This window comes from Sphingopyxis jiangsuensis (assembly GCF_016734905.1).
GTDB lineage: Bacteria > Pseudomonadota > Alphaproteobacteria > Sphingomonadales > Sphingomonadaceae > Sphingopyxis > Sphingopyxis jiangsuensis.
Window position 1 is genome coordinate 642,024 of the sequence record NZ_JAERPO010000002.1, and the last position, 22,911, is coordinate 664,934.

The window sequence follows — 22,911 nt, forward strand, 5'->3', positions numbered from 1 at the left end:
TTAAAGTCAATTTAATGGCCCGCTGCGGGAATTTTGTTGCGGCGGGGCGTGGCGTCGCCGCGACGCGGCGTGATTCGGGGCGAAAACCGCACACGGCGCACCGATGGCCGTCGATCGCCTGTTGCGCACGCGGCGCGTCCATGCCAGCGTGCACGAAAGACAATGGCGCCACCCTCTTCCACCCCGGTCAAGGCCGTCCTTGGCCCCACCAACACCGGCAAAACCCATTTGGCGGTCGAGCGCCTGACCGCCCATGCGAGCGGCATGATCGGATTCCCGCTGCGCCTGCTCGCGCGCGAGGTTTACGACCGCGTCGTCCGGATCAAGGGCGCGGCACAGGTTGCGCTCGTCACGGGCGAGGAGCGGATTACGCCGCCCGATGCGCGCTATCTGCTCGGCACGATGGAGGCGTTGCCCGTCACGCGCGACGTCGCCTTTGTCGGTATCGACGAGGCGCAGCTCGGCGCCGATCCCGAACGCGGCCATGTGTTCACCGATCGCCTGCTGCGCGCGCGCGGTCGCGAGGAAACGATGATCCTCGGTTCGGCGAGCATCGGCGGGCTGGTCCGCAGGCTGGTTCCCGAGGCCGAAATCGTCACCCGGCCGCGCTTTTCGACGCTGAGCTATGCCGGCCCGTCAAAGCTGTCGCGCCTGCCCAAACGCTCCGCGGTTGTCGCCTTCTCGGCCGAGGAGGTCTATGCGATCGCCGAGATGCTGCGGCGTTTTTCGGGCGGCGCGGCGGTGGTGATGGGCGCGCTCAGCCCCAAGACGCGCAACGCGCAGGTCGCGATGTTCGAGGCGGGCGAGGTCGATTATCTCGTCGCCACCGACGCGATCGGCATGGGGCTGAACCTCGACGTTACGCATGTCGCCTTTGCAAGCCTGCAGAAGTTCGACGGGCGCCGCCTGCGCCGCCTGACGGTCGCTGAAATGGCGCAGATCGCGGGCCGCGCCGGGCGCCACCAGCAGGACGGCAGTTTCGGCACCGTCGGCATGCCGCAGGGCGGATTCACCCCTGAGGAAATCGCGGCGATCGAGGGGCATAATTTTCCGCCGCTTCCCAACCTGTTCTGGCGCAATCCGGTACCGCGTGCCGACACGCTCGACCTGCTGCTCACCGACCTTGCCGAGCCGCCGACGCTGGCCGGCCTGCGCCCGGCGCCCGAGGCGGTCGATATCGCGGTGCTCAAATATCTGGCAGGCGACATGGAGGTGCGCGCGCGCGCGACCGACGCCGAAGCGGTTGAGCGGCTGTGGGACGTGTGCGGCCTCCCCGACTTCGAACAGCTCGGTCCCGAGCATCACAGCCGCACCGTGCTCAAGTTGTGGCAATGGCGCACGAGCGGCAACGGGATGATCGACCCCGAATGGTTCGCGCGGCGCCTTGCACGCTTCGACGACACCGACGGCGACATCGAACAGCTCGCGAGCCGCATCGCGGCAGTCCGCACGCTTTGTTTCATCGCGCAGCGCGGCGACTGGATCGCGGGCGGCGCAGGATGGGCCGAACAGACGCAGGAACTCGAATCACGCCTGTCGGACGCGCTCCACGCAGCGCTCGCGCAGCGCTTCGTCGACCGGCGGCTCGCGTTGCTCCTCCGCGACGCGGGGCAGCGCAACGCGGCGCTGCCGGTCGCGGTTAGCGCCGACGGCACCGTCGCGGTCGATGGCGAGGCGCTCGGCACGCTCAGGGGCTTTCATTTCAAGGTCGACCCGGTCGCGCGAGCAAGCGACCATCGCATGTTGCTCGCCGCGGCCGAAAAGCATCTGCGGGGCGAACTCGCGCGGCGCGCGACATCGCTCGCCGAGGGGGACGGAAGCGCGCTGTCGCTGGTGAGCGAAGCGGGCGCGCCGCCGCGCCTCGCGTGGCACGGTGACATCGTCGCGACGCTCGGGCGCGGGCCGACGCTCGTCCAGCCCGCGCTCCAAATCGACCCCTCGCTGCGCCGCCTCGAGCCGCAACAGGTGCAGGCGATCACCGAGCGGCTGCACGCCTTTGTCGCCGAACAGCTCGCGCGCCATGCGGGGCCGCTCGCCGCGATGGGCGAGGCGGCGAGCGACCTTTTCACGCCGCCGCGCGTCCGCGCGCTGCTGGCGGCGCTCGTCGACGGCGGCGGCACCATCGGTCGCTCTGCGGTCGAGGACCAGCTGAGCGCGATCAGCGCCGAAGACCGACCCCAGTTGCGCAAACTCGGCCTGACAATCGGCTCGCTCGACATTTTCCACCCGCAACTGCTCAAGCCCGAGGCAGTGCGCTGGCGCGCCGCGCTCGCCGCGGCACAGCAGGGCGCGCCCGTCCCCGCGTTGCCGCCGCAGGGCGCGGTGCTGCAAAAGAGCGGCAACCAGGCGGGGCTGCGGATCGCAGGTTTCCGGCGCTGCGCGACCGGCTGGCTGCGGATCGACATGGCCGAGAAGCTTGCGCGACAGGCCCATGCGGCGCGTATGCAGGCCGCCGCGCCGCCCGCGGCACCGATTTCGGGCACCGCCGAGCATCATGTCGACCAGCATGAGGACAGCAGCGCTGCCGATGGCGCGGCGGCGGTCGCCTCTGGCTTTGCAATCGACCCGGCGCTGGCCACCTCGCTCGGTCTCGACGAGGAATCGCGGCGCGCGCTGTTGCAAAGCTTTGGCTTTCGTACCGTCGGCGACCCCGAACTGCAGCGCTGGCGCTGGTCGGGTCTGCAGCGCGCCGACAAGCGCCGCCGTCGCAAACAGGCCAGGAAGACGGCCGACGCTCCCGCAGCGGATGCCAGCGGCAAGGACCGGCGCGCGGCGGCCAAAGGCCCGCGCGGCAAACGCGGCAAATCCGCTCCGCCCGGCACGCCCGTCCAGCGCCCGGCGCGCGTTGACCGGCCACCGCGGCGCGGCCCGTCGCCGACCAGCCCCTTTGCAGGCCTCGCGGCGCTGCTCGCCGACGCCGGAAAGGATTGACGCAGTCGATGGCGAGTCCCGGCGCGGCAGGGAGCATCCGGCTCGACAAGCTGCTCTGGTACCTGCGCTTCGCCCGGTCGCGCAGTATCGCGCAGGCAATGATCGCCGCGGGGCACATCCGCCTCGAGGGGCGCCGTATCACGCGCGCGTCGGCGCCGGTACGCGCGGGCGAAACGCTTGTCCTCCCCGTCGGCGAGCGCGTCGAGGTCATCCGGCTGGTCGCCCTCCCCCGACGCCGCGGTCCGGCGCCCGAAGCGCACGCCTGTTACATCCGGCTCGACCCCGGCGCGACTGCCGCGGCGCACTGAACTTTCAGTGCCCAAGGAAATTCTCTGGCGCGGCTTTGCCGTGGGCGGACTAGGGGAATGAAAGTGATTCGCAACTGTCGCTTTGCGTTGACGCGCCGCGTCCGCGCGGCATAGAGGCGGGTCGCAGATGAAGGCCGGACGGCAAGGGTGCCGTCGGCAAAGGGAGCCCGAACCCATGACCTATGTCGTCACCGACGCCTGCATTCGCTGCAAATATATGGACTGCGTCGAGGTCTGCCCCGTCGATTGTTTCTATGAGGGCGAGAATATGCTCGTCATCAACCCGAACGAGTGCATCGACTGCGGCGTGTGCGAACCCGAATGCCCCGCCGAGGCGATCCTGCCCGATACCGAAAGCGGGCTCGAGAAATGGCTCGAGGTCAACACCAAGTTCAGCGCCGAATGGCCGAACATCACGGTGAAGAAAGAAAGCCCCGCCGACGCCGACGAATATAAGGGCGTCGAAGGCAAGTTCGAGAAGCTTTTCTCGCCCGAACCCGGCGAAGGCGACTGATCGCCGCGACGTCAAACGGACAGAAGGGGCGGGTCATTCCCGCCCCTTTTTCATACGGAGAGTGGTATCGCCTGACGACCGGTAGTGGACATCGTTTCCAATCAATACCGTTATCCAAAAGCCGATATCGACTCCCACCCTGATCGGCCTCGCCATGTTTTCCCCTCTTGAATCCGTCGCGCGGGGCGACGATGTAGGGCGACGGAAAGCCAGCCCGCCGGTCCTCGGCGCGGCGCCTTGAAAACCATAAGGACGAATTCCCGATGATCGACCCGCTTGCCGCCCTTGTTCCAGTCGTCGTCGAACAAACGAGCCGCGGCGAACGCAGCTTCGACATTTTCTCGCGCCTGCTGCGCGAGCGCATCGTTTTCGTCACCGGCGAGGTCGAGGACAATATGGCCTCGCTGATCGTCGCCCAGTTGCTCTTCCTCGAATCGGAGAATCCGAAGAAGGACATCTATATGTACATCAACTCGCCGGGCGGCGTGGTGACGGCGGGCATGGCGATTCACGACACGATGCAGTACATCCGCCCGCGCGTCGGCACCGTCTGCATCGGCCAGGCCGCGTCGATGGGCAGCTTCCTTCTCGCGAGCGGCGAACCGGGGATGCGCGTCGCGCTGTCGAATGCGCGCGTGATGGTCCACCAGCCGTCGGGCGGCGCGCGCGGGATGGCGTCGGACATCGAGATCCAGGCCAAGGAAATCCTGCGTATCCGCAGACGGATGAACGACCTTTATGCAAAATATACCGGCAAGCCCCTGAAAGACATCGAGAAGGCGATGGATCGCGACACCTTCCTCGAGGCTGACGAAGCCAAGGAATTCGGTATCGTCGACCAGGTCTTCGACCGCCGCCCGGGCGCGCCCGGCGACGACGCGCCGACCGAGGTGAGCGAAGGCCCGACGCCCTGACCGGACGCCGGCGCAACCTCCCGCTAACCGCATTTCTTGACGTCTCGCACGGCGCCTGGCGCTATGCGGGACATTGAAGCCATGTCACCCAATTGCCATATTGTAATTGAGGGGACGCGGGCTAGGATAAACAGGGCAGCGCGCATTTTGCGCGGGCCAGAGGAAGATTTATGACCAAGTTGAGCGGCTCGGACAGCAAGAGCACTCTGTATTGCTCCTTCTGCGGCAAGTCGCAGCACGAAGTCCGCAAGCTGATTGCCGGACCGACGGTGTTCATCTGCGACGAATGTGTCGAGCTGTGCAACGACATCATCCGTGAAGAAATCAAGGGCGGGATCGCCGCGCGCAAGGACGGCGCCGTCCCGACGCCGCTCGAAATCTGCCAGCATCTCGACGCCTATGTCATCGGCCAGAACACCGCCAAGCGCGTGCTGTCGGTCGCGGTGCACAATCATTACAAGCGCCTCGCCAATTCGGGGCGCGGCGACGATGTCGAGCTAGCCAAGTCGAACATCCTGCTCGTCGGCCCGACCGGCAGCGGCAAGACCTTGCTTGCGCAGACGCTCGCGCGCTTCCTCGACGTGCCCTTCACCATGGCCGACGCGACGACGCTGACCGAGGCGGGCTATGTCGGCGAGGATGTCGAGAACATCATTCTCAAGCTGCTCCAGTCGTCGGATTACAACGTCGAAAAGGCGCAGCGCGGCATCGTCTATATCGACGAGATCGACAAGATCAGCCGCAAGGCCGAAAATCCGTCGATCACGCGCGACGTGTCGGGCGAAGGCGTCCAGCAGGCGCTGCTCAAGCTGATGGAAGGCACGACTGCGAGCGTTCCGCCGCAGGGCGGGCGCAAGCATCCGCAGCAGGAATTCCTGCAGGTCGACACGACGAACATCCTCTTCATCGCGGGCGGCGCCTTTGCCGGCCTCGAAAAGATCATCGGCGACCGCCTGCAGGGCAAGTCGATCGGCTTTGGCGCGCATGTCGCCGGCCCCGACGAACGCCGCACGGGCGAAGTACTCAAACAGATCGAGCCCGAAGATCTGCTGAAGTTCGGCCTGATCCCCGAATTCGTCGGCCGCCTGCCCGTCATTGCGACGCTGGAAGATCTCGACATCGACGCGCTCGTCAAGATTCTGGGTGAGCCCAAGAATGCGCTGGTCAAACAGTATAAGAAGCTGTTCGACCTCGAGGATGTCGCGCTGACCTTCACCGACGATGCGCTCGTCGCGGTCGCCAAGAAGGCGATCGAACGCAAGACCGGCGCGCGCGGGCTGCGCTCGATCGTCGAGGCGATCCTGCTCGACACGATGTTTGACCTGCCCGACCTTACCGACGTCGTCGAAATCGTCGTCGACAAGGATGTCGTCGAAGGCCGCAAGGATCCCGTGCGCGTCTATGCCGACAAGGCGAAAGAGGCCGGCGACGCGGCCTGAGTCGCACCGCATCGGGTTTGGTTGCCTCGCCAACTATGTTGCATTGCAGCAACAGTTGCTGAAAAAAGCGCAGCCGCGCAGGCCATGCGCCGCCGCGATTTCACGCAAATGCGCGCTTTCTTGACGCTTTCCTGATCGTCAACTCCTTCGCGGCTTGCGCTGTCACAATTGCTGTCACAATCGTGCCACACGCGGGCTTCAGGGGCGCTCGCGGGTACTGCGCGCCCTGTCGAGTGCGCCTGCCAGATTCGCACCACAAAGGGGACAACCTCAAATGAAACTCCGTCATTCGCTTGCCGCAAGCGCCGCGCTGATTCCGGCCGCGCTGCTTTCCACTCCGGCTTTTGCCCAGTCGACCGGCTCGGTCGACTTCGACGACGAGATCGTCGTGACCGGCGCGCGCGCCACCGATGTCGCGGGCATCCAGTCGCCTGACACGTCGAAGGCCAAGTCGGTGCTGAACCAGGAAATCATTGCCCGCCAGAACCCCGGTCAGACGATCCTCGACACGATCAACCTGGTGCCCGGCGTCGTCTTCACCAACAATGACGCCTACGGCTCGTCGGGCGGCCAGCTCTCGATCCGCGGTTTTTCGGAAGATCGCATCAGCCTGACCTTCGACGGCGTTCCGCTGAACGATTCGGGCAACTATGCCATTTATTCGAACCAGCAGCTCGATCCCGAGCTGATCGAACAGGTCAACGTCAACCTCGGCACCACCGACGTCGACAGCCCGACCGCCGCCGCGACGGGTTCGACCGTCAACTATCGCACGCGCACGCCGGGCGAAGAATTCGGCGTCCGCCTGTCGGGCTCGGCGGGCGAGTTTAAATTCTTCCGCATTTTCGGCATGGTCGACACCGGCGTCTTCACCCCCTGGGGCACGCGCGCCTTCATTTCGGCCTCGACCGCGTCGAACGACAACCCGTTCAACAATTACGGCGTCGTCGACAAGCAGCAGTATAACGCGCGCATCTGGCAGCCGATCGGCGACAATGGCGACTTCGTGGCGATCTCCGGCCATTATAACGAGAACCGCAACAACTTCTTCGGTTCGCTGCCGCTGCGGTTCGACCGTGCGGTCCCGTCGGGCTTCCCGCAGTCGAAGGACGAGCGCGAATATGACATCAATTATCCCTGCACCGTCAGTACCATCGCGCGGCCCGGCCTCGCCGACCTGACCAATGGCTGCGGCACCGAATTCGATCGCCGCTACAACCCGTCGAACACCGGCAACATCCGCGGTGCGTCGCGCTTCACGCTGACCGAAGGCGTCGTGCTGACGGTCGATCCGAGCTATCAGTATGTGAAGGCCAATGGCGGCGGCACGGTCAATGCACGCGAGCGCCTTCAGGACGTTCAGCCTGGCGCCGGTGTGACCAACCTCGCTGGCTATATCGGTGGGCGTCCCTATTTCGGGATGGACCTCAACGGCGACGGCGACCTGCTCGACGAAGTCACGATGACGGCTCCCAGCCAGACGCAAACGCACCGCTATGGCGTGATTGCCAACCTGCGCTGGGACATCAACGACGACCACAGTGTCCGCGTCGGCTTCACCTATGACCGCGCGCGCCACCGCCAGACCGGCCAGGTCGGCCTGCTCCAGCTGAACGGCGAGCCGGTCGATGTGTTCCCGGTCAACGACCCGCTCACCGATGTGACCGGCGCCGTGCTCCAGAAGCGCGACCGCCTGTCCTATGCGATCCTGTCGCAGGTTTCGGGCGAATATCGCGGCGAATTCATGGACGGGTCGCTCGTTGCCACGCTCGGCATCCGCGCCCCCTTCTTCAAGCGCGACCTCAACAATTTCTGTTTCACCACGAGCGACACCGGCTTTGTCGACTGTTTCGGACAGGGCGATCCGCGCAACGCCGCATATGCTGCCGCCAATCCGACGGTTCAGGGGCCGCAGCAGCGCGTGCTGAAATATGACGAAATCCTTCCGAACGTCGGCCTGCTGTTCAAACCGAGCAACCAGGTTTCGGTCTTCGCCAACTATTCGAAGGGTCTGCAGGTCCCGGGCACCGATGCCCTGTACAATGCCTTCTTCTTCGCCCCCGACACGCCGTCGGCACGCCCCGAACCCGAAACGACCGACAACTTCGACCTCGGCCTCCGTTATCGCACCGGGCAGGTCCAGGCGCAGGTTTCGGGCTGGTTCACGAAGTATGACAATCGTCTTGCTTCGGCCTATGATCCGGTCACCGATCGCAACCTGTATCGGAACCTCGGCCGCGTCGACAAATATGGCATCGACGGCAGCGTCGCCTGGCAGCCGCTGCCCCAACTCGCGCTGTATGCTTTCGGTTCGTATCTCGAATCGGAAATCAAGGACGATGTCCAGTCGGGCGGCACCAGCTTCATCCCGACCGCCGGCAAGCGCGAATCGGGCGCCCCTGCCTATACCCTCGGCGGATCGGCGCGTGGCACGCTGGGCCCGGTCGAACTGGGCGTGACTGCCAAGCGCACGGGCGGCCGGTACATTTACGACACGAACCTGCCGATCGTCATTGGCGGCAGCGAAGTCTTTCCGGCCAAGACGAATGCCTATTGGCTCGTCAACCTCGACGCACGCCTGAACCTGGAATTCCTGGGCCTGAACGATCAGACCTTCTTCCAGCTCAACGTCTATAACCTGTTCGATACGCTTTATGTCGGTCGCTACACGACGTCGATCTCGCAGGGATCGTCGCCGCCGTTCGCGCAGATCGGTGCGCCGCGCACCGTCAGCGGCACGCTGACCGTCGCCTTCTAAGCGGCGCGATTGCGTCAAGAAATCGGGCGCGGGAGGAAACTCTCGCGCCCTTTTTCGTGGATGACGGAGAAGGTGTGGCGCGTGGCAGCGGCCGGGTCGCGGTCAGCCCGCGGCGATGCGCCGCGCGGTGTCCTTGACGAGCGCGATCATGTTCGGAACGCCCTGCGTCCGGTTCGACGAGAGCTGGCGCGTCAGCTCGAACGGCGCGAGCGCGGCGGCGATGTCCATATCGGCAACCTCGGCGGCGGGCCTGTCCTGCACCGCCGACAGGACGAGCGCGACGATCCCCTTGGTGATCGCGGCGTTGCTGTCGGCGAGGAAATGAAGCCGGCCGTCATCCTGCGGGACCGGATAGACCCAGACGCTTGCGCTGCAGCCGCGCACCAGCGTCGCGTCGGTCTTGAGCGCGTCGGGCATCGGTTCCAGCTCGCGGCCGAGTTCGATCAGCAGGCGATAGCGGTCGTCGCCGTCGAGGAAGTCATATTCGTCGTAAATGTCGGAGAGGCTGCGCATGGTCGCGGCAGTGGCAGATTTGGGGCGTGGAGGAAAGGGTCCGCCTCGTCCTTTTCCGCCGCGCCAGAGAAGACGATGCCCCCACGATTCAAGCAGCGCGGCTGAGCAAGGCCGCCTGCGGCCCCCGCCTTCGCGGGAGCGACGGGTGCTACAGATCGACGCCCGCAGCAATGGCTTCGAGTTTGCGCAGCCGCTCCTTGAGGTCGGCGATCTCGATGCGCGAGCCGGTGTGCGGCAGCGCGGGATCGTGGCCGACAGCATGGCACGCGGCGAGTTCCTCGCGCTTATACTGGATCCAGTCGCGCCATCCGCGCAGCGCAGCGAGGCTGATGATGGTCAGCGCGCTCAGCGCGACCGCCGCGGTGACCAGATTGGTTGCCAGATCGGAAGTGATGGTGGCCATCGGCCGGCTCCTTCTTCGTCACATCAGGGGAGGGAACGGTCGCGCAGCTTCTCGATCTCTTGGTCGAGGCTGACGGCCCGGTTGTTGTCGGTGGCGATGCGCTCGAGCACGTGGATGCGCTCCTTCAGTGCGCGAATCTCGGCTTGCAGCGCCTTGGTCTCGGCATCGTTTGCGGCGACATAGTCATTGCCGTGGCGATCGCGACGGATGCCGTGCTTGGCGCGGATGATGCTGCCAATGGTCACGATGAGGACGATGCCAATTACCATTTCAAACGGTCCCATCGGGAAGATCCTTTCCTATTGTCGTCGCGTCAGTTGAGCGGCGCGTCGCGCAGTTTTTCGATCTCGTCGGCCACATCAACTCCCTTGTCGGTAATGATGCGTTCGAGGACGCGGACGCGTTCTTCGAGCCGTTCGGTATGCGCTGCATATTGCGCAGCCTTTTCCGCGGTCATCTCCGACTGTTTCTCGATCATCCGTTGCTGGTGCTTCGACCAGATGACGAAGCCGCCGAGGATGAAGGGGGCCAGCGGGATCAGGATCCAGATTTCATCGCCCATGATCGCTCACTCCTCAGTTCGCGGGGCGCCGCAGCGCCTCGATTTCGTGGCTCAGCCGGTTGCCTTCGTCGGTGACGATGCGCTCGATTACCGCAAGGCGGTCCTTGACCGACCCCAGCTCGGCGCGAAGCTGCGCATTTTCCTGGCTGATCAGCTTGACGCGTTCCATCGCCTCGTCGCTGGTCTTGGGATAAACCGCCTTGCCCCAGCTGTTTTCGAGCGGGTAGCCATGCTTGACGCGCAGCCAGGTGGTGAAGATCCAGCCACCGACGGCGATGATGCCGATCAGGGCTGCGGCGGGAGCAAGAGCGTTCAAAAGGTCAGCGTTCATTGGTCAATTCCCCCTAGCGCAGACGGTCGATCTGGTCGGCGAGTTGCGCTGCGCGGCCGCTTTCTTCGGTCGCGATGCGTTCGAGCACTGCAATCCGTTCTTCGAGCCGGCCGATTTGGTTGGCGAGCTTGGCATTGTCGTCGCTGAGCAATGCGATTTTTCGATCAGCGTCGGGGTCGGTTCGATGAACCGTGCCGCCCCATTCATTTTCAACCGGATAGCCGTGCTTGGCGCGAATCCATGTCGTGAACATCCAGCCGCCGATCGACAGTGCGATGATGGCGAGGACGAAAGTGGGACCACCCCAACTCATGTCAATTCTCCCTGTTGCCTGTCCGCTCAGCGCAGCGCGTCGATTTCGTCGGCGAGGCGGCGATTGTGGCTGGTGTAATATTGCTCGATGTCGGCAAGCCGGCGGTCGATGTCACGGAAGCGTGACTTGATGTCGCGGGTCGAGGCACCGGGGTTGCTGCGCACGCCCTGCCAGAACTTCGCTTCCTCGTTCGAGCCATAGAGCGCGAAGGGTTTCGGCGTTCCCATCCAGGCGACCATCCAATAGGCGATCAGCGTCCAGGGGAAGCCGCCCATCAGGGTCAGCAGGACCGCGCCGACGCGGACCCAGAGGACATCGACACCGCTATAGTCCGCGATACCCGCGCACACGCCGCTCCATTTGGCGTTCTGCTTGTCGAGATAGAATTTGGTGCGGCTGGCAGACATCTCAATTCCTCCTGCTTGTATTTTCAAGTTGCGCCAGCTCTTCATCGCTGCGAACCGCGGGGCGGAATTCGGGATGGTCGGCGCTGATGATGCGTTCGACGGTGTGCAGACGGCCCTCGAGCCGGCGTGCGGTATCGTAAAGTTCGTCGAGCAGCTGCTCGTCTTCTCCGGTCAGCGTCTTGGCCTGTTTCCACTTGGTGATGTAGTGGAGGATCAGCCAGGGCAGACCGAGGAAGAGGGTTCCGATGACAATCGGGACGATGATGATCTCTTCCATCGGCCGGGCTCCTTATTTCTTGGCCTGCGCCGCCTTCAGCGCGGCAAGCTCGTCGGCGACCTTGTCGGCGGCCTGCAGTTCAGCGATTTCCTCGTCGAGCGACTTCTTGTAGCCGAGACTGAGCGCATCCGCACGGCCTTCGGCCTCGTCGACGCGGCGCTCGAGGATCTCGAAGCGCGAGAAGGCATCCTCGACGCGGTCGCCATTGGTCATCTCGCGTAGGCGGAAGCGGTTCTCGGCGCTTTCGAGGCGGTTGACGACGCTCGACTGGCGGGCGCGCGCTTCGCTGAGCTTTTTCTGCAGCTTGGCGATGTCGGCCTCATAGCCCTTGAGCGCGTCGTCGAGGACGGCAATCTCGTTCTTGAGCCGCTCGGCCATGTCGCCGGCTTTCTGCTTTTCGACAAGCGCGGCGGTGGCGAGGTCTTCGCGGTCCTTCGACAACGCGAGTTCGGCCTTTTCCTTCCAGCTGTCCTGCAGGCTTTCGAGCTTGGCGATGTGGCGGCGCATTTCCTTTTGGTCCGCGATCGTGCGGGCGGCGGAAGCGCGGACTTCGACGAGCGTTTCGTTCATCTCGAAGATGATCTGGCGGATCATCTTTTCGGGGTCTTCGGCCCGGTCGAGCAGGTCGGTGACGTTGGCGGCGATGATGTCGCGGGTTCGTGAGAAAATACCCATTTTGAAACTCCTGTCGAAAACTCGGTCAAAATCAGAAAAAATGCTGGTGCCGGGGCGGGGCAAGGGGGGAGAGTGCCCCGGCACCAGTGTCGGTCAAGCCGTAGGGCTGACCGCCGGGGTCGAAGCAGCCGAGACCAGGCCGATGGCGGGGGCGCCAGCGACATTGGCCGCGAGCAGGGGCTGGTTGATCGATCCGACGAGGATCGCCAACGCCCCGGCTGCGCTGAATGCGAAGGTGGCGGCTTGGGCAAACATCGACTTCATGATTTTCCATCCTGTTCTGACTGCCCGGCACATTTTGCGCCGGTTCGACCAACACTATGCAGGGGGTGTGCCAATTGCCGAAAAGGGCCGAAATGCGTGCAACTTCACACCGAAATCGCATCTCTGCACGATTTGCCTTGCCAATCATCGGTGAAATTTGCCAATGATTGGGAATGGAGCGCGAAACGCAGTTCATCGGTCAGTCGGCGACCTTTCAGGACGCCGTCGAACGCGCAAGCCAGGCCGCGGTGCTCGATCGTCCCGTCCTCGTCATCGGCGAGCGCGGTACCGGCAAGGAACTGATCGCCGAACGTCTTCACCGGCTGTCGACGCGGTGGGACAAGCCCTATCTGATAATGAACTGCGCCGCGATGCCCGAAACGCTGATCGAATCCGAATTGTTCGGGCACGAGGCGGGCGCCTTTACGGGCGCGACGCGCAGCCGCGCGGGCCGGTTCGAGGAGGCCGACGGCGGCACATTGTTCCTCGACGAGCTTGCGACCATGTCGATGGGCGCGCAGGAACGGCTGCTGCGCGCGGTCGAATATGGCGAAGTGACGCGTGTCGGCTCGTCGCGCCCGATCCGCGTCGATGTCCGCATCGTCGCGGCGACCAACGAGCATCTCCCCGCGCTGGTCGAGGAGAATAAATTTCGCGCCGACCTGCTCGACCGCCTGTCGTTCGAGGTCATCACCCTTCCCCCTTTGCGCGCGCGCGAGGGCGATATTGAAGTGCTCGCCGACTATTTCGGCCAGCGGATGGCGGCCGTGCTCGACTGGGAGGCGTGGCCGGGATTCGGACCGCGTGCGCTCGCTGCCATGGAGGGGCACGATTGGCCCGGCAACGTCCGCGAGCTGCGTAACGTGATAGAACGCGCCATCTATCGCTGGGGCGATCCGTCGCGGCCCGTCGACGCGCTGAGCTTCGACCCGTTCGCCAGCCCGTGGCAACCGGCGCGACGCACCCCGGCGCCGCGCACAACCGACACGCCGACGGAGCAGGCCGCAAATGGCGAGGCGTCCGCCCCGCCGGCGTCGGGCCCCGTGAGCGATCTGCGCGCCGCGGTCGATTCCTATGAGCGGCAGATATTGTCGGATACGATGGCACGCTGCCGCTTCAACCAGAAGGTCGCGGCGGAGGCACTAGGGCTGAGTTACGATCAGATTCGCCATGCCCTGAAGAAGCATGGGCTGAATTAAGGGCCTGGCCCGCGCCGCCTATTCCTCCGGCAGTTCGCTGGACAGCGCCGCAACGACCGCGTCCTGCGCCGAGGCCAGATCCGTCAACCGCTCGCGCAGCGCAAAAATTTCGGGCAACCCGTCGACCGCCTCTTCGATACGCCGTTCAAGATAGAGCCGGTCGATGTCGGCGAGCGCCGCCGTCAGCGGTGCGCGCGCGGCGACAAGGCGCGAAACCGCTTGCTGCGCGACGACCCAGCGTTCGCTGGCGATCGCCGCCCCCTGCGCCGCTGCAACTGCCTCGACGGTCGGCGTGCGCTCGGCGGCAAAAGCCTGCTGCGCGGCGGTGGCGTCGGCCTCCCAGCGCGCGAGACGCCCTGCAAGATCGGCGGGAAGCGGCCCCGGCGGCGCAACGACCACCGTCGGCGGCGCCACATCGAACTGCCCCTCGACCGGCCGCTTGGCAAGCGATGGCGCAGCGCCGCCCTGCGCTGCGGCGCAGCCGGACAAGGAAAGCGACAGGGCAAGCGCCGGAGGCGCCAAAAGGCGGATGCGCATCATTGCCGCCCCTGATATGAGCGCCGCCGCGCCGCAGCAAGCGCGAATCGGACCGCGCCCGAACGGGTGCGGTTTTCGGGCCGCAATGTAGCAAAAGCACGGAAATATGCGGTTGACAGCAGCCGCCTGTGCGGTTAGTGGCGCGGTCTTTCCCGCATGCCGGAAAAATCGCCTGCTTCGGCGGGTGACTGGCAGCGCGGGCACCATAGTTTTTGATTGGATGGAAGACCATGTTCGCAATCGTGCGCACGGGCGGCAAACAATATCGCGTCGCCGCTGGAGACAAGATCGCCGTCGAAAAGATCGAGGGTGAAGCCGGTGACACCGTGTCGCTGGGCGACGTCCTGCTGGCCGGCGACGGCGGCGAAGTGAAGGACGCGAAGGGTCTGACCGTATCGGCCGAAATCATCGCGCAGACGCGCGGCGAAAAGGTCATCGTCTTCAAGAAGCGCCGCCGGCACAATTATCGCCGCCGCAACGGCCATCGCCAATCGTTGACGCTGCTGCGCATCCTGGCAGTCGGCGAAGCCAAGAAGGCCGCGCCGAAGAAGGAAGCCGCTCCCAAGAAGGAAGAAGCCCCGGCTGCCGAAGCCAAGGCCGCACCTGCCAAGGAAGCTGCGCCGAAGAAGGCCGCCGCCCCCAAGAAGGACGCCGCCGAAAAGGCCGCACCCGCCAAGAAGCCCGCTGCCAAGAAGGCGGCCCCCAAGAAGGACGCCTGAGCGCGGCAACGCAGCTCGGCCCCGATCGAATTAAGGAGCATCAGTCATGGCACATAAAAAAGCAGGCGGTTCATCGCGCAACGGTCGCGACTCAGCCGGTCGTCGCCTTGGCGTAAAGAAGTTCGGCGGTCAGGAAGTGATCGGCGGCAACATTATCGTGCGCCAGCGCGGGACCAAAGTGTACCCGGGCGTCAATGTCGGCATGGGCAAGGACCACACGCTCTTTGCCACCGCCGAAGGCCGCGTCCGATTCCACGATGGCAAGCTTGGCCGCAAATATGTGTCGGTCGACGCGATGGCGGAAGCCGCCGAATAAGGGACGATCTTTCCAGGGTCGTCCACCAGGGATGACCCGGAGCTGTCCTTTCCGCCACGGCGGAAACAAGGTTCGAAAAGAGGGAGACGGGTCACCCCGGACTCCCTTTTTTCTTGTCCGAAATCGGGCGCTTGGCGTCATGATTGGCAAACGGACGCGAAAATCGGGCAACCAGTCTCCCTCTGCATGCGAATGTCGTCAAAGCGTCACCATCTGGCGCCAATGCGACCACCGATTGGGAGTGAAAAGAATGTTTGCGCGTACCGAAAGACTGTTGTTGCGGCCCGGCTGGGTGGAGGATGCCCCCGCCCTCGCCCGCGCGATCGGCGACGAAGCCGTCGTGCGCAACCTCGCGACCGCCCCCTGGCCCTATGGCGAGACCGAAGCGCAGGCCTTTCTCGGCCAGCCGCTCGACCCCGTCCATCCGCGCTTCCTGATCTTCGCGCGCACCGTCGGCGCGCCGCGGCTCGTCGGCGGGTGCGGCATTTCGCCCGATCCCGACGGCACTCCCGAAATGGGCTATTGGATCGCGCGCCCCTATTGGGGGCTCGGCTTTGCGACCGAGGCCGGGCGCCAGCTCGTCCGCATCGCACGCGCAATGGGCATGCCCAAGCTGACCGCGGGCCATTTTCTCGACAATCCGGCGTCGGGCGCGGTGCTGCGCAAGCTGGGTTTCAGGCCGACCGGCCGGATCGCGCAGCGCTACAGCCTTGCGCGCGGCGGCGAAGCCGCCTGCGCGCTGTTCGAAGAGGGCGATGGTGACGGCAGCAATGCCGTCACCCCCATGCGCGGACGCATCGATGTGGACGCCGACTTTCGCGAGGAATTCCGCCTGATGGCGGCGTGACGCCGATGTCGCGAACCGGGCGGGTGGACGCCGTGGCTTCGCCACGGACGCCACTGCCCCATTGACCGCACGGCCGCTCCCCCTAGACAGGTTTCGTTCGAAACCAGTCGCGAGGATGCCGCACGTGCCCGATCAGATTTTTCTCTCCCTTAACCGTCGCCAGACGCTCGGCGCACTCGGAACCGGTGCAGCCGGCATCGCCCTCGCCGCATGTTCGCGCGGTGCCGCCATTGCCGCGCCCGCACCCGTTCCGGCAACGGGAGCACAGCCCGCAGCTGAAACCTTGCTCGCCTCGATCGGCGACAATCTGCTCGCCCATTCGCCCGAAGGCGCGACCGGGCTTGGCATCGACACCGGGGCGCGCGCGGCGATGCGCGGCGAGCTCGGCGACCGCTCGGCGGCAGGACAACAGGCGATTGCCGATACGCTGAAGGCAGACGTCGCGCGTATCCGCGCCTTCGACACCACCGGACTCGATCACGGCACGCGCACCAGCCTTGCCGTCGTCGAAAGCGCCTATGACGTCGCGCTCGACGGGTTCGCGCAGCCCTATGGCGACGTTGCGGTCGGGGGGTGGCGCAACACCCCCTATGTCGTGATCCAGAATGTCGGCGCCTATCTCGACATCCCGCGCTTCCTCGACAGCGACCATCCGGTCAAGACATCGGCCGACGCCGAAGCCTATCTATCGCGCCTCAACGCCTTTCCCGCGATGCTCGACGGCGAGACCGAGCGGCTGAAATCGGCGGCAGCCTATGGGCTGATCGCGCCTGCCTTCCTGATCGACAAGGCGGTGACGCAGATGGAGGCGACGCTCGCTGGCGCGCGCGAAGGCGGCGGGCTGATCGATAGCCTCGTGCGCCGGACTGCCGCCGCGGGGATCGCGGGCAATTGGGGACCGCGCGCCGAGGCGATCGTGCGCGGCGCGGTCGTTCCCGCGCTCGAGCGGCAGCTTGCCGAACTCAAGGCGCAGCGCCCGCGCGCGACGATGGACGCCGGCATGTGGGCGCGCCCCGGCGGCGACGAATTCTACGCCTGGGCGCTGCGCGCGAGCACGACGACGCGCATGACCCCCGACGAAATCCACCAGATGGGCCGCGACGAACTCGCCGCGCTCCACGGCCGGATGGACCCGATCCTGAAGAAGCTCGGCTATACGCAGGGGTCGGTCGGCGACCGCATGAACGCGCTCGCCAAGGACCCACGTTTCAAATTTCCCGACAATGACGCGGGGCGCGCCGAGATCATGGCCTATATCCAGACATGGCTCGGCAAGATCCGCGCCGAACTGCCACGCGCCTTCCGTACGCTGATGCGCGGCAATGTCGAGGTGAAGCGCCTGCCGCCCGAAGAGGAGCCCGGCGCACCCTCGGCCTATGGCGGCGCGGGGTCGATCGACGGGACGATCCCCGGCAAATTCTGGATCAACCTGCGCACCACCGACCTGCACAGCAAATATTCGCTTCCCGACCTGACGATGCACGAGGCGATTCCGGGCCATGTCTGGCAGGGCGAATATTCGAACCAGATGCCGCTGATCCGCACGATGCTGGCGTTCAACGCCTATAGCGAAGGCTGGGCGCTCTATGCCGAACAGCTTGCCGACGAGTTGGGCCTCTATGACGATTTCGAGGTCGGGCGGCTCGGCTATCTCCAGTCGCTTGCCTTCCGCGCGTGCCGCCTCGTCGTCGACACCGGGCTCCACGCCAAGCGCTGGACGCGCGAACAGGGCGTCGAGTTTTTCGTGCGCGAGAACGGGTCGAACCCGCTCGAGGTCGCGAGCGAGGTCGACCGCTATTGCAGCTGGGCCGGGCAGGCGTGCGGGTACAAGGTCGGGCACAGCGAGATTGTCCGCCAGCGCGGGCTCGCACAGGCGGCGCTGGGGCCGAAATACGACCTTCGCGACTTCAACATGGTGCTGGTCGAGGGCGGCAATGTGCCGCTCGACGTGCTGGCGAAGAATGTCGACGCCTATGTCGCGGCGGCGAAGGCGTAGCGCGCACCGCTCCTGACCCTAGGGGAAGGGCGCGAGGTCGGGTTCGACGAAGCCCCGCCGCGCCGCGACCGAGAAGAGCAGTTCGCGGCTGTAGAAGCGTAGCGGCCAGTCGCGCCGCCCGACCTCCGAGCGGAGCAGCGCGTTGACGCGCGCGGCCAACTCCGTTTCCTCCGTGCGCGCGACGAACAGCCGCACCCCGGCGACATAGGCACGGGTGATGCTGTCGTGATAGCCTTCATGGTCGTTATTCACGCCGCCGACGCTTTCGTTGAAGCGGCAGATCAGCCCGGCAATTTCGGCATCGACGTCGATGTCGGGCCGTTCGGTCAGCAGCCACAGGCTGGCGGCGAGATGCGCCTCGTGCGTCCACGCTTCGCGCGGCAGCGCGCAGGCGAGAAGCCCCTCGCCCAGCGCGCGGATGTCGGAATCGCGCTCGAACAGGCGCGGTGAATATTCGGTCGTCATTGTCCGGTCCTTCCGGGTGAATGGCCACCCGGAAGATGTCCGGGTGGATTAAGCTGCTACGGTCGCCTTCGGGGCCGCTTGGCGGACGCCTTCATCGACCTGATCCGCAAATTGCGCGAAATTGTCGATGAATTGCTGGACGAGCGTTTGCGCGGTGCGGTCATAGGCCGCCTTGTCGGCCCAGGCCTCGCGCGGGTCGAGCAAGGCGCTGTCGACGCCGGGAACGGCGACGGGCACCATGAAACCGAAATTGGGGTCCTTGCGGAACTCGGCGTCGTTCAGGCTGCCGTCGAGCGCGGCGTTGAGCAGCGCGCGCGTCGCCTTGATCGGCATGCGCTTGATGCCGTCCATCGTCGCCATGCCGCCGGTCCAGCCGGTGTTGACGAGCCAGCACTGGACATTGCCCTTCGCGATCCGCTCTTTCAGCAGATTGCCGTAAACCGACGGGTGGCGCGGCATGAAGGGCGCGCCGAAGCAGGTCGAGAAGGTCGCCTCGGGCTCGGTCACGCCGATCTCGGTCCCCGCGACGCGCGCCGTATAGCCCGAAAGGAAGTGGTACATCGCCTGGTCTGGCGTCAGCTTCGCAATCGGCGGCAGCACGCCATAGGCATCGGCGGTCAGCATGATGATGTTGCGCGGCACCGGCCCCATATTATGGTCCGACGTGTTCGGGATGAAGTCGAGCGGATAGGAGCCGCGGCTGTTCTCGGCGAGACTGTTGTCGTCGAAGTCGAGCGTGCGCGCCACCGGATCGATCACGACATTTTCGAGCACCGTGCCGAAGCGCTTCGTCGTCGCGTAAATTTCGGGCTCCGCTTCGGGCGAGAGACGGATCATCTTGGCGTAGCAGCCGCCCTCGAAATTGAAGACCGCGGTGTCCGACCAGCCATGCTCGTCGTCGCCGATCAGCGTGCGCGACGCGTCGGCCGACAGCGTCGTCTTTCCCGTGCCTGACAGGCCAAAGAAGACCGCCGTGTCGCCTTCGGGGCCGATGTTCGCCGAACAGTGCATCGGCATCACGCCCTTTGCCGGAAGCAGATAGTTGAGGATGCCGAACACCGACTTCTTCATCTCGCCGGCATAGGCGGTGCCGCCGATCAGCACGAGCTTTTCGGCGAAATTGACCGCGATCACCGTCTCGCTGCGCGTCCCGTGCTTTTCCGGGTCGGCGTGGAAGCTCGGCAGGTCGATCACCGTATATTCGGCGTCGAACCCGGCGAGTTCGTCCGCTGTCGGGCGGCAGAGCAGGGTACGGATGAACTGGCTGTGCCACGCAAATTCGGTGATCACCTGCACCGCGACGCGATGTTCGGGCTGCGATCCGCCGAACAGCTGCTGACGATAAAGACGGTCGCGCGCGGCAAGATGGGCAAAGAAGTCGGCCTTGAGCGCGGCAAAATGATCAGGAGTCATCGCGACATTGGTCTTGCCCCACCAGATGGTGTCGGCGGTCTCGGCGTCCTTGACGATGAACTTGTCCTTGGCGCTGCGCCCTGTGTGCTTGCCGGTCGCGACGACGAGCGAACCTTCCTTGGCCAGCACGCCCTCGCCATGACGCACCGCATCCTCGACCAGCCGCGGCGTGTCCCAGTTTTCGGCGACGTCCGCTTTTGCCGCGACAACCGCTCCGCCGATCACCAACTCAGTCATTTTCTGCGCCTTTCCCATGGCGTCCGCCGTTGCATACCTATGCAATGCCTGCCAAGCGAAAGGGAGGGCCCGCATTTGCATGGGTGCCGACGTCGACGCCGATTCCGAAAACAAGGTCGCGTTAGCGAGGTTGGCAGGAGAGGTCAAAAGATTAACGCCCCGCCGTCGCGACCTGTACCAAAGGGAAGCGGTAGCCGTGCGATCCGGTTGTCGCTGTGCAGCTAATCGGCTAATCGGCGAACGGGTCCGCCCTATGGAAAGAACATGACGGCAACCATCGCGCTGGTCGACGACGACCGCAATATCCTCCATTCGCTTTCGATCGCGCTACAGGCCGAAGGCTTCGTCACGCGGCTCTATTCGGACGGTGAGGCGGCATTGAGGCCGCTGATCGACAACCCGCCCGACCTTGCCGTCTTCGACATCAAGATGCCGCGCATGGACGGGCTCGAACTGCTCCGCCGCTTGCGCGAGAAAAGCCAGCTGCCCGTCATATTCCTGACCAGCAAGGACGACGAAATCGACGAGGCGCTGGGCCTTGCGATGGGCGCCGACGATTATATCGCCAAACCCTTTTCGCAGCGACTCGTCATCGCGCGCATCCGCGCCATCCTGCGCCGCGTCGAACTTAACAAGAGCATCGCCGACGCCGATGACGAGCCCGTTGCCGAACCGATCACGCGCGGACGCCTGCAAATGGACCCGGCGCGGCACAAGGTCAGTTGGGACGGCAAGGACGTCACGCTGACCGTCACCGAATTTCTGATCCTCGAAACGCTGGCCGCGCGCCCGGGTATCGTGCGAAGCCGCAACCAGTTGATGGACGCGGCCTATCAGGACGACGTCTATATCGACGACCGGACCATCGACAGCCATATCAAGCGGCTGCGACGCAAGTTCCGCGAGGTCGACCCCGATTTCGACGCAATCGCGACGCTTTACGGCGCCGGATACCGTTTCTCCGACGATGGCTGATACGGCGAGCCCCGAAGGCTCGGTCGCCGAGCAGGAAGAAGCGCCGCTGGTCTGGTCGGCGCGCTGGTCGCTCACAACGCGCATCCTTGCCGTGAACATCCTCGCCATCGTCCTGCTCGGCGGGGGCTTTTTCTATCTCGACACCTATCGCACGCGGCTCGTCGACATGCGCGTCGACGTGATGCAGGCGCAGCTCGCGCTGCTCGACGAAGCGCTCGAGGCGGCGCGGCCCGACCGGCGCTCGGCGCTTGTTGCAGAATTCACGCGCGCGACCGAGTCGCGGCTGCGCTTTTACGCAGCCGACGGCCGCCGCATTGCGGACAGTTTCGAAAGCGCGCCGCCAACCTATACGTTGCGCGACCCCGACCTTCAGCCATGGAAACGCGATGCCGCGCGCGCGATGGACCGCGGCATCGACTGGATCGTCGGGGCGCCGACCTATCCCGAATTCGAAGAGCCGGTCGTGGACAATGCCGCAGCATGGCCCGAGGTTGTGCAGACGATGCAATCGGGCCTCGCGACGAACCGCTTCCGCTACGCGCCCGAGCGGACGCCGCTGCTCAGCGCAACGCGGATCGTCGACCTCGACACGCCGCAGGTCGTGCTGATGACGCTCAACGCGCGCGACATCACGCGCACCGTTCGCGCCGAGCGCTTCCGGCTGGCAGTCGTCGTGCTGATGGTCGTGCTCGCATCGGTGCTGCTGTCGCTTTTCCTCGCGCGGACGATCGTCCGCCCGCTGCGACGGCTGGCGCGCGCCGCGGTGCGCGTGCGGCTGGGCCGCGCGCGCGAGGTCGTCGTCCCGCGCCTGCCAAGCCGCCGCGACGAGATCGGCACGCTCGCGCGGGCGCTGTCCGACATGACGCAAGCGCTGCGCGAACGCATCGACGCAGGCGAGCATTTCGCCGCCGATGTCGCGCACGAACTCAAAAACCCCATCGCCTCCGTGCGCTCGGCGATCGAGGGACTGGGGCGCGTCCAGACCGACGAACAACGCCAGCAACTCCTCGCCATCGCCGACGAGGACGTGCGACGGCTCGACCGGCTGGTCAGCGACATCAGCGATGCGAGCCGCATCGACGCGCAATTGTCGCGCACCTTGTTCGAGCCGATCGACGTCGGGCTGATGATCGAATCGATGCTCGCCGGACGGGCGGCGCGCGCCGAACCCGACGCCGCACAACCACGCCTTGCCTTTGCCCGCCCGCGCAAGGGAACGACCATCGTCATGGGCGACGGGCACCGGTTGGAACGGGCGATCGACAATATCATCGACAATGCGATCAGCTTTTCGCCCGCCGACGGGCTGGTCTGCATTTCGGCGACGCGGCTGGGCGACGAGGTTCACGTCCGCGTCGACGACGACGGCCCCGGTATCGAGCCCGAACAGCGCGAGGCGATTTTCCGCCGCTTTCACAGCGAGCGCCCGCGCGACGAAGCGTTCGGCAAGCATAGCGGGCTGGGCCTCGCCATCGCCCGCGCCATCGTCGAGGGGCATGCCGGGACGATCTCGGCACGCGACCGCGACGACGGCAAGCGCGGCGCGAGCCTGCTGGTTACGCTGCCGTCGGCGGACCGCACCGAACGCGCCGGCTGAC

Annotated in this window: 26 protein-coding genes; 13 read left to right on the plus strand and 13 right to left on the minus strand. The window is 65.3% G+C overall.

Translation table 11 applies throughout. The features are described 5' to 3' along the window. Positions 1 to 162: 162 nt before the first annotated feature. From JI743_RS09765 to JI743_RS09790, 6 genes are all read left to right on the plus strand, one after another. A complete protein-coding gene (locus JI743_RS09765) occupies positions 163 to 2,931 on the plus strand; it encodes a helicase-related protein (RefSeq protein WP_201928121.1) in 2,769 nt (922 codons plus the stop codon). Positions 2,932 to 2,939: 8 nt separating this feature from the next. Beyond that, positions 2,940 to 3,239: an RNA-binding S4 domain-containing protein gene (locus JI743_RS09770; RefSeq protein ID WP_201928122.1), complete on the plus strand. Its 300-nt coding sequence runs from the start codon at positions 2,940 to 2,942 to the stop codon at positions 3,237 to 3,239. 175 nt (positions 3,240 to 3,414) lie between these two features. Then, positions 3,415 to 3,753 carry a ferredoxin FdxA gene (gene fdxA / locus JI743_RS09775; protein ID WP_201928123.1) on the plus strand — a complete coding sequence of 113 codons (339 nt, stop codon included), beginning with the start codon at positions 3,415 to 3,417 and terminating at the stop codon, positions 3,751 to 3,753. Between the two features lie 263 nt (positions 3,754 to 4,016). Continuing rightward, entirely contained in the window at positions 4,017 to 4,667 is a 651-nt protein-coding gene (locus JI743_RS09780) for an ATP-dependent Clp protease proteolytic subunit (RefSeq protein ID WP_201928124.1), read from the plus strand. Positions 4,668 to 4,837: 170 nt separating this feature from the next. Next, positions 4,838 to 6,106 (plus strand): ATP-dependent Clp protease ATP-binding subunit ClpX, encoded by a 1,269-nt coding sequence (gene clpX, locus JI743_RS09785; protein WP_201928125.1) that lies wholly within the window; start codon positions 4,838 to 4,840, stop codon positions 6,104 to 6,106. Positions 6,107 to 6,380: 274 nt separating this feature from the next. Continuing rightward, entirely contained in the window at positions 6,381 to 8,864 is a 2,484-nt protein-coding gene (locus JI743_RS09790; RefSeq protein WP_201928126.1) for a TonB-dependent receptor, read from the plus strand. A gap of 102 nt (positions 8,865 to 8,966) precedes the next feature. Here JI743_RS09790 and JI743_RS09795 read toward each other — a convergent pair whose 3' ends face one another. The 10 genes from JI743_RS09795 to JI743_RS09840 form a co-directional block, all read right to left on the minus strand. Further along, the gene (locus JI743_RS09795) at positions 8,967 to 9,377 is read right to left on the minus strand and encodes a SufE family protein (RefSeq protein ID WP_201928127.1); all 411 of its coding nucleotides are present in this window, start codon (positions 9,375 to 9,377) and stop codon (positions 8,967 to 8,969) included. 148 nt (positions 9,378 to 9,525) lie between these two features. Beyond that, on the minus strand, positions 9,526 to 9,780 hold the full coding sequence (locus tag JI743_RS09800) for a hypothetical protein (protein ID WP_201928128.1): 255 nt from the start codon (positions 9,778 to 9,780) through the stop codon (positions 9,526 to 9,528). Between the two features lie 23 nt (positions 9,781 to 9,803). Further along, positions 9,804 to 10,064, minus strand: a complete 261-nt coding sequence (locus JI743_RS09805) for a hypothetical protein (RefSeq protein ID WP_201928129.1) — start codon at positions 10,062 to 10,064, stop codon at positions 9,804 to 9,806. Between the two features lie 29 nt (positions 10,065 to 10,093). Then, positions 10,094 to 10,342 (minus strand): hypothetical protein, encoded by a 249-nt coding sequence (locus JI743_RS09810; protein WP_201928130.1) that lies wholly within the window; start codon positions 10,340 to 10,342, stop codon positions 10,094 to 10,096. Positions 10,343 to 10,355: 13 nt separating this feature from the next. Beyond that, positions 10,356 to 10,673: a hypothetical protein gene (locus JI743_RS09815; RefSeq protein WP_201928131.1), complete on the minus strand. Its 318-nt coding sequence runs from the start codon at positions 10,671 to 10,673 to the stop codon at positions 10,356 to 10,358. A gap of 13 nt (positions 10,674 to 10,686) precedes the next feature. Continuing rightward, a complete protein-coding gene (locus JI743_RS09820) occupies positions 10,687 to 10,986 on the minus strand; it encodes a hypothetical protein (protein WP_201928132.1) in 300 nt (99 codons plus the stop codon). Between the two features lie 26 nt (positions 10,987 to 11,012). Then, positions 11,013 to 11,393, minus strand: a complete 381-nt coding sequence (gene pspC / locus JI743_RS09825) for an envelope stress response membrane protein PspC (protein ID WP_201928133.1) — start codon at positions 11,391 to 11,393, stop codon at positions 11,013 to 11,015. Between the two features lies 1 nt (position 11,394). Then, positions 11,395 to 11,670: an envelope stress response membrane protein PspB gene (gene pspB, locus JI743_RS09830; RefSeq protein WP_201928134.1), complete on the minus strand. Its 276-nt coding sequence runs from the start codon at positions 11,668 to 11,670 to the stop codon at positions 11,395 to 11,397. A gap of 12 nt (positions 11,671 to 11,682) precedes the next feature. After that, positions 11,683 to 12,345: a phage shock protein PspA gene (gene pspA / locus JI743_RS09835; protein WP_201928135.1), complete on the minus strand. Its 663-nt coding sequence runs from the start codon at positions 12,343 to 12,345 to the stop codon at positions 11,683 to 11,685. Between the two features lie 93 nt (positions 12,346 to 12,438). Next, positions 12,439 to 12,609, minus strand: a complete 171-nt coding sequence (locus JI743_RS09840) for a hypothetical protein (protein ID WP_201928136.1) — start codon at positions 12,607 to 12,609, stop codon at positions 12,439 to 12,441. Between the two features lie 173 nt (positions 12,610 to 12,782). Between JI743_RS09840 and pspF the strand changes: the two genes are divergently transcribed. Next, a complete protein-coding gene (gene pspF, locus JI743_RS09845; protein WP_201928137.1) occupies positions 12,783 to 13,808 on the plus strand; it encodes a phage shock protein operon transcriptional activator in 1,026 nt (341 codons plus the stop codon). An 18-nt stretch (positions 13,809 to 13,826) separates the two neighbouring features. Here pspF and JI743_RS09850 read toward each other — a convergent pair whose 3' ends face one another. Continuing rightward, entirely contained in the window at positions 13,827 to 14,348 is a 522-nt protein-coding gene (locus JI743_RS09850) for a hypothetical protein (protein WP_236659853.1), read from the minus strand. 227 nt (positions 14,349 to 14,575) lie between these two features. Here JI743_RS09850 and rplU point away from each other — a divergent pair, with 227 nt between their 5' ends. From rplU to JI743_RS09870, 4 genes are all read left to right on the plus strand, one after another. Then, positions 14,576 to 15,064: a 50S ribosomal protein L21 gene (gene rplU, locus JI743_RS09855; protein WP_201928138.1), complete on the plus strand. Its 489-nt coding sequence runs from the start codon at positions 14,576 to 14,578 to the stop codon at positions 15,062 to 15,064. A gap of 46 nt (positions 15,065 to 15,110) precedes the next feature. Beyond that, entirely contained in the window at positions 15,111 to 15,380 is a 270-nt protein-coding gene (gene rpmA, locus JI743_RS09860; RefSeq protein ID WP_033074585.1) for a 50S ribosomal protein L27, read from the plus strand. 250 nt (positions 15,381 to 15,630) lie between these two features. After that, complete coding sequence (locus JI743_RS09865) at positions 15,631 to 16,227, plus strand: GNAT family N-acetyltransferase (RefSeq protein ID WP_201928139.1); 597 nt, start codon at positions 15,631 to 15,633, stop codon at positions 16,225 to 16,227. A 124-nt stretch (positions 16,228 to 16,351) separates the two neighbouring features. After that, positions 16,352 to 18,223: a DUF885 domain-containing protein gene (locus tag JI743_RS09870; protein WP_227340205.1), complete on the plus strand. Its 1,872-nt coding sequence runs from the start codon at positions 16,352 to 16,354 to the stop codon at positions 18,221 to 18,223. 18 nt (positions 18,224 to 18,241) lie between these two features. Here the strand turns inward: JI743_RS09870 and JI743_RS09875 are convergent, their stop codons facing one another. Beyond that, complete coding sequence (locus tag JI743_RS09875) at positions 18,242 to 18,688, minus strand: hypothetical protein (RefSeq protein ID WP_201928141.1); 447 nt, start codon at positions 18,686 to 18,688, stop codon at positions 18,242 to 18,244. Between the two features lie 48 nt (positions 18,689 to 18,736). Further along, positions 18,737 to 20,338: a phosphoenolpyruvate carboxykinase gene (locus tag JI743_RS09880; protein WP_201928142.1), complete on the minus strand. Its 1,602-nt coding sequence runs from the start codon at positions 20,336 to 20,338 to the stop codon at positions 18,737 to 18,739. Between the two features lie 264 nt (positions 20,339 to 20,602). Here JI743_RS09880 and JI743_RS09885 point away from each other — a divergent pair, with 264 nt between their 5' ends. Together JI743_RS09885 and JI743_RS09890 are read left to right on the plus strand one after the other, a co-directional pair. Further along, the gene (locus tag JI743_RS09885; RefSeq protein ID WP_201928143.1) at positions 20,603 to 21,313 is read left to right on the plus strand and encodes a response regulator transcription factor; all 711 of its coding nucleotides are present in this window, start codon (positions 20,603 to 20,605) and stop codon (positions 21,311 to 21,313) included. After that, entirely contained in the window at positions 21,306 to 22,910 is a 1,605-nt protein-coding gene (locus JI743_RS09890; RefSeq protein WP_201928144.1) for a sensor histidine kinase, read from the plus strand. Before JI743_RS09885 ends, JI743_RS09890 begins: the two co-directional genes overlap by 8 nt. Position 22,911: the final 1 nt, after the last annotated feature.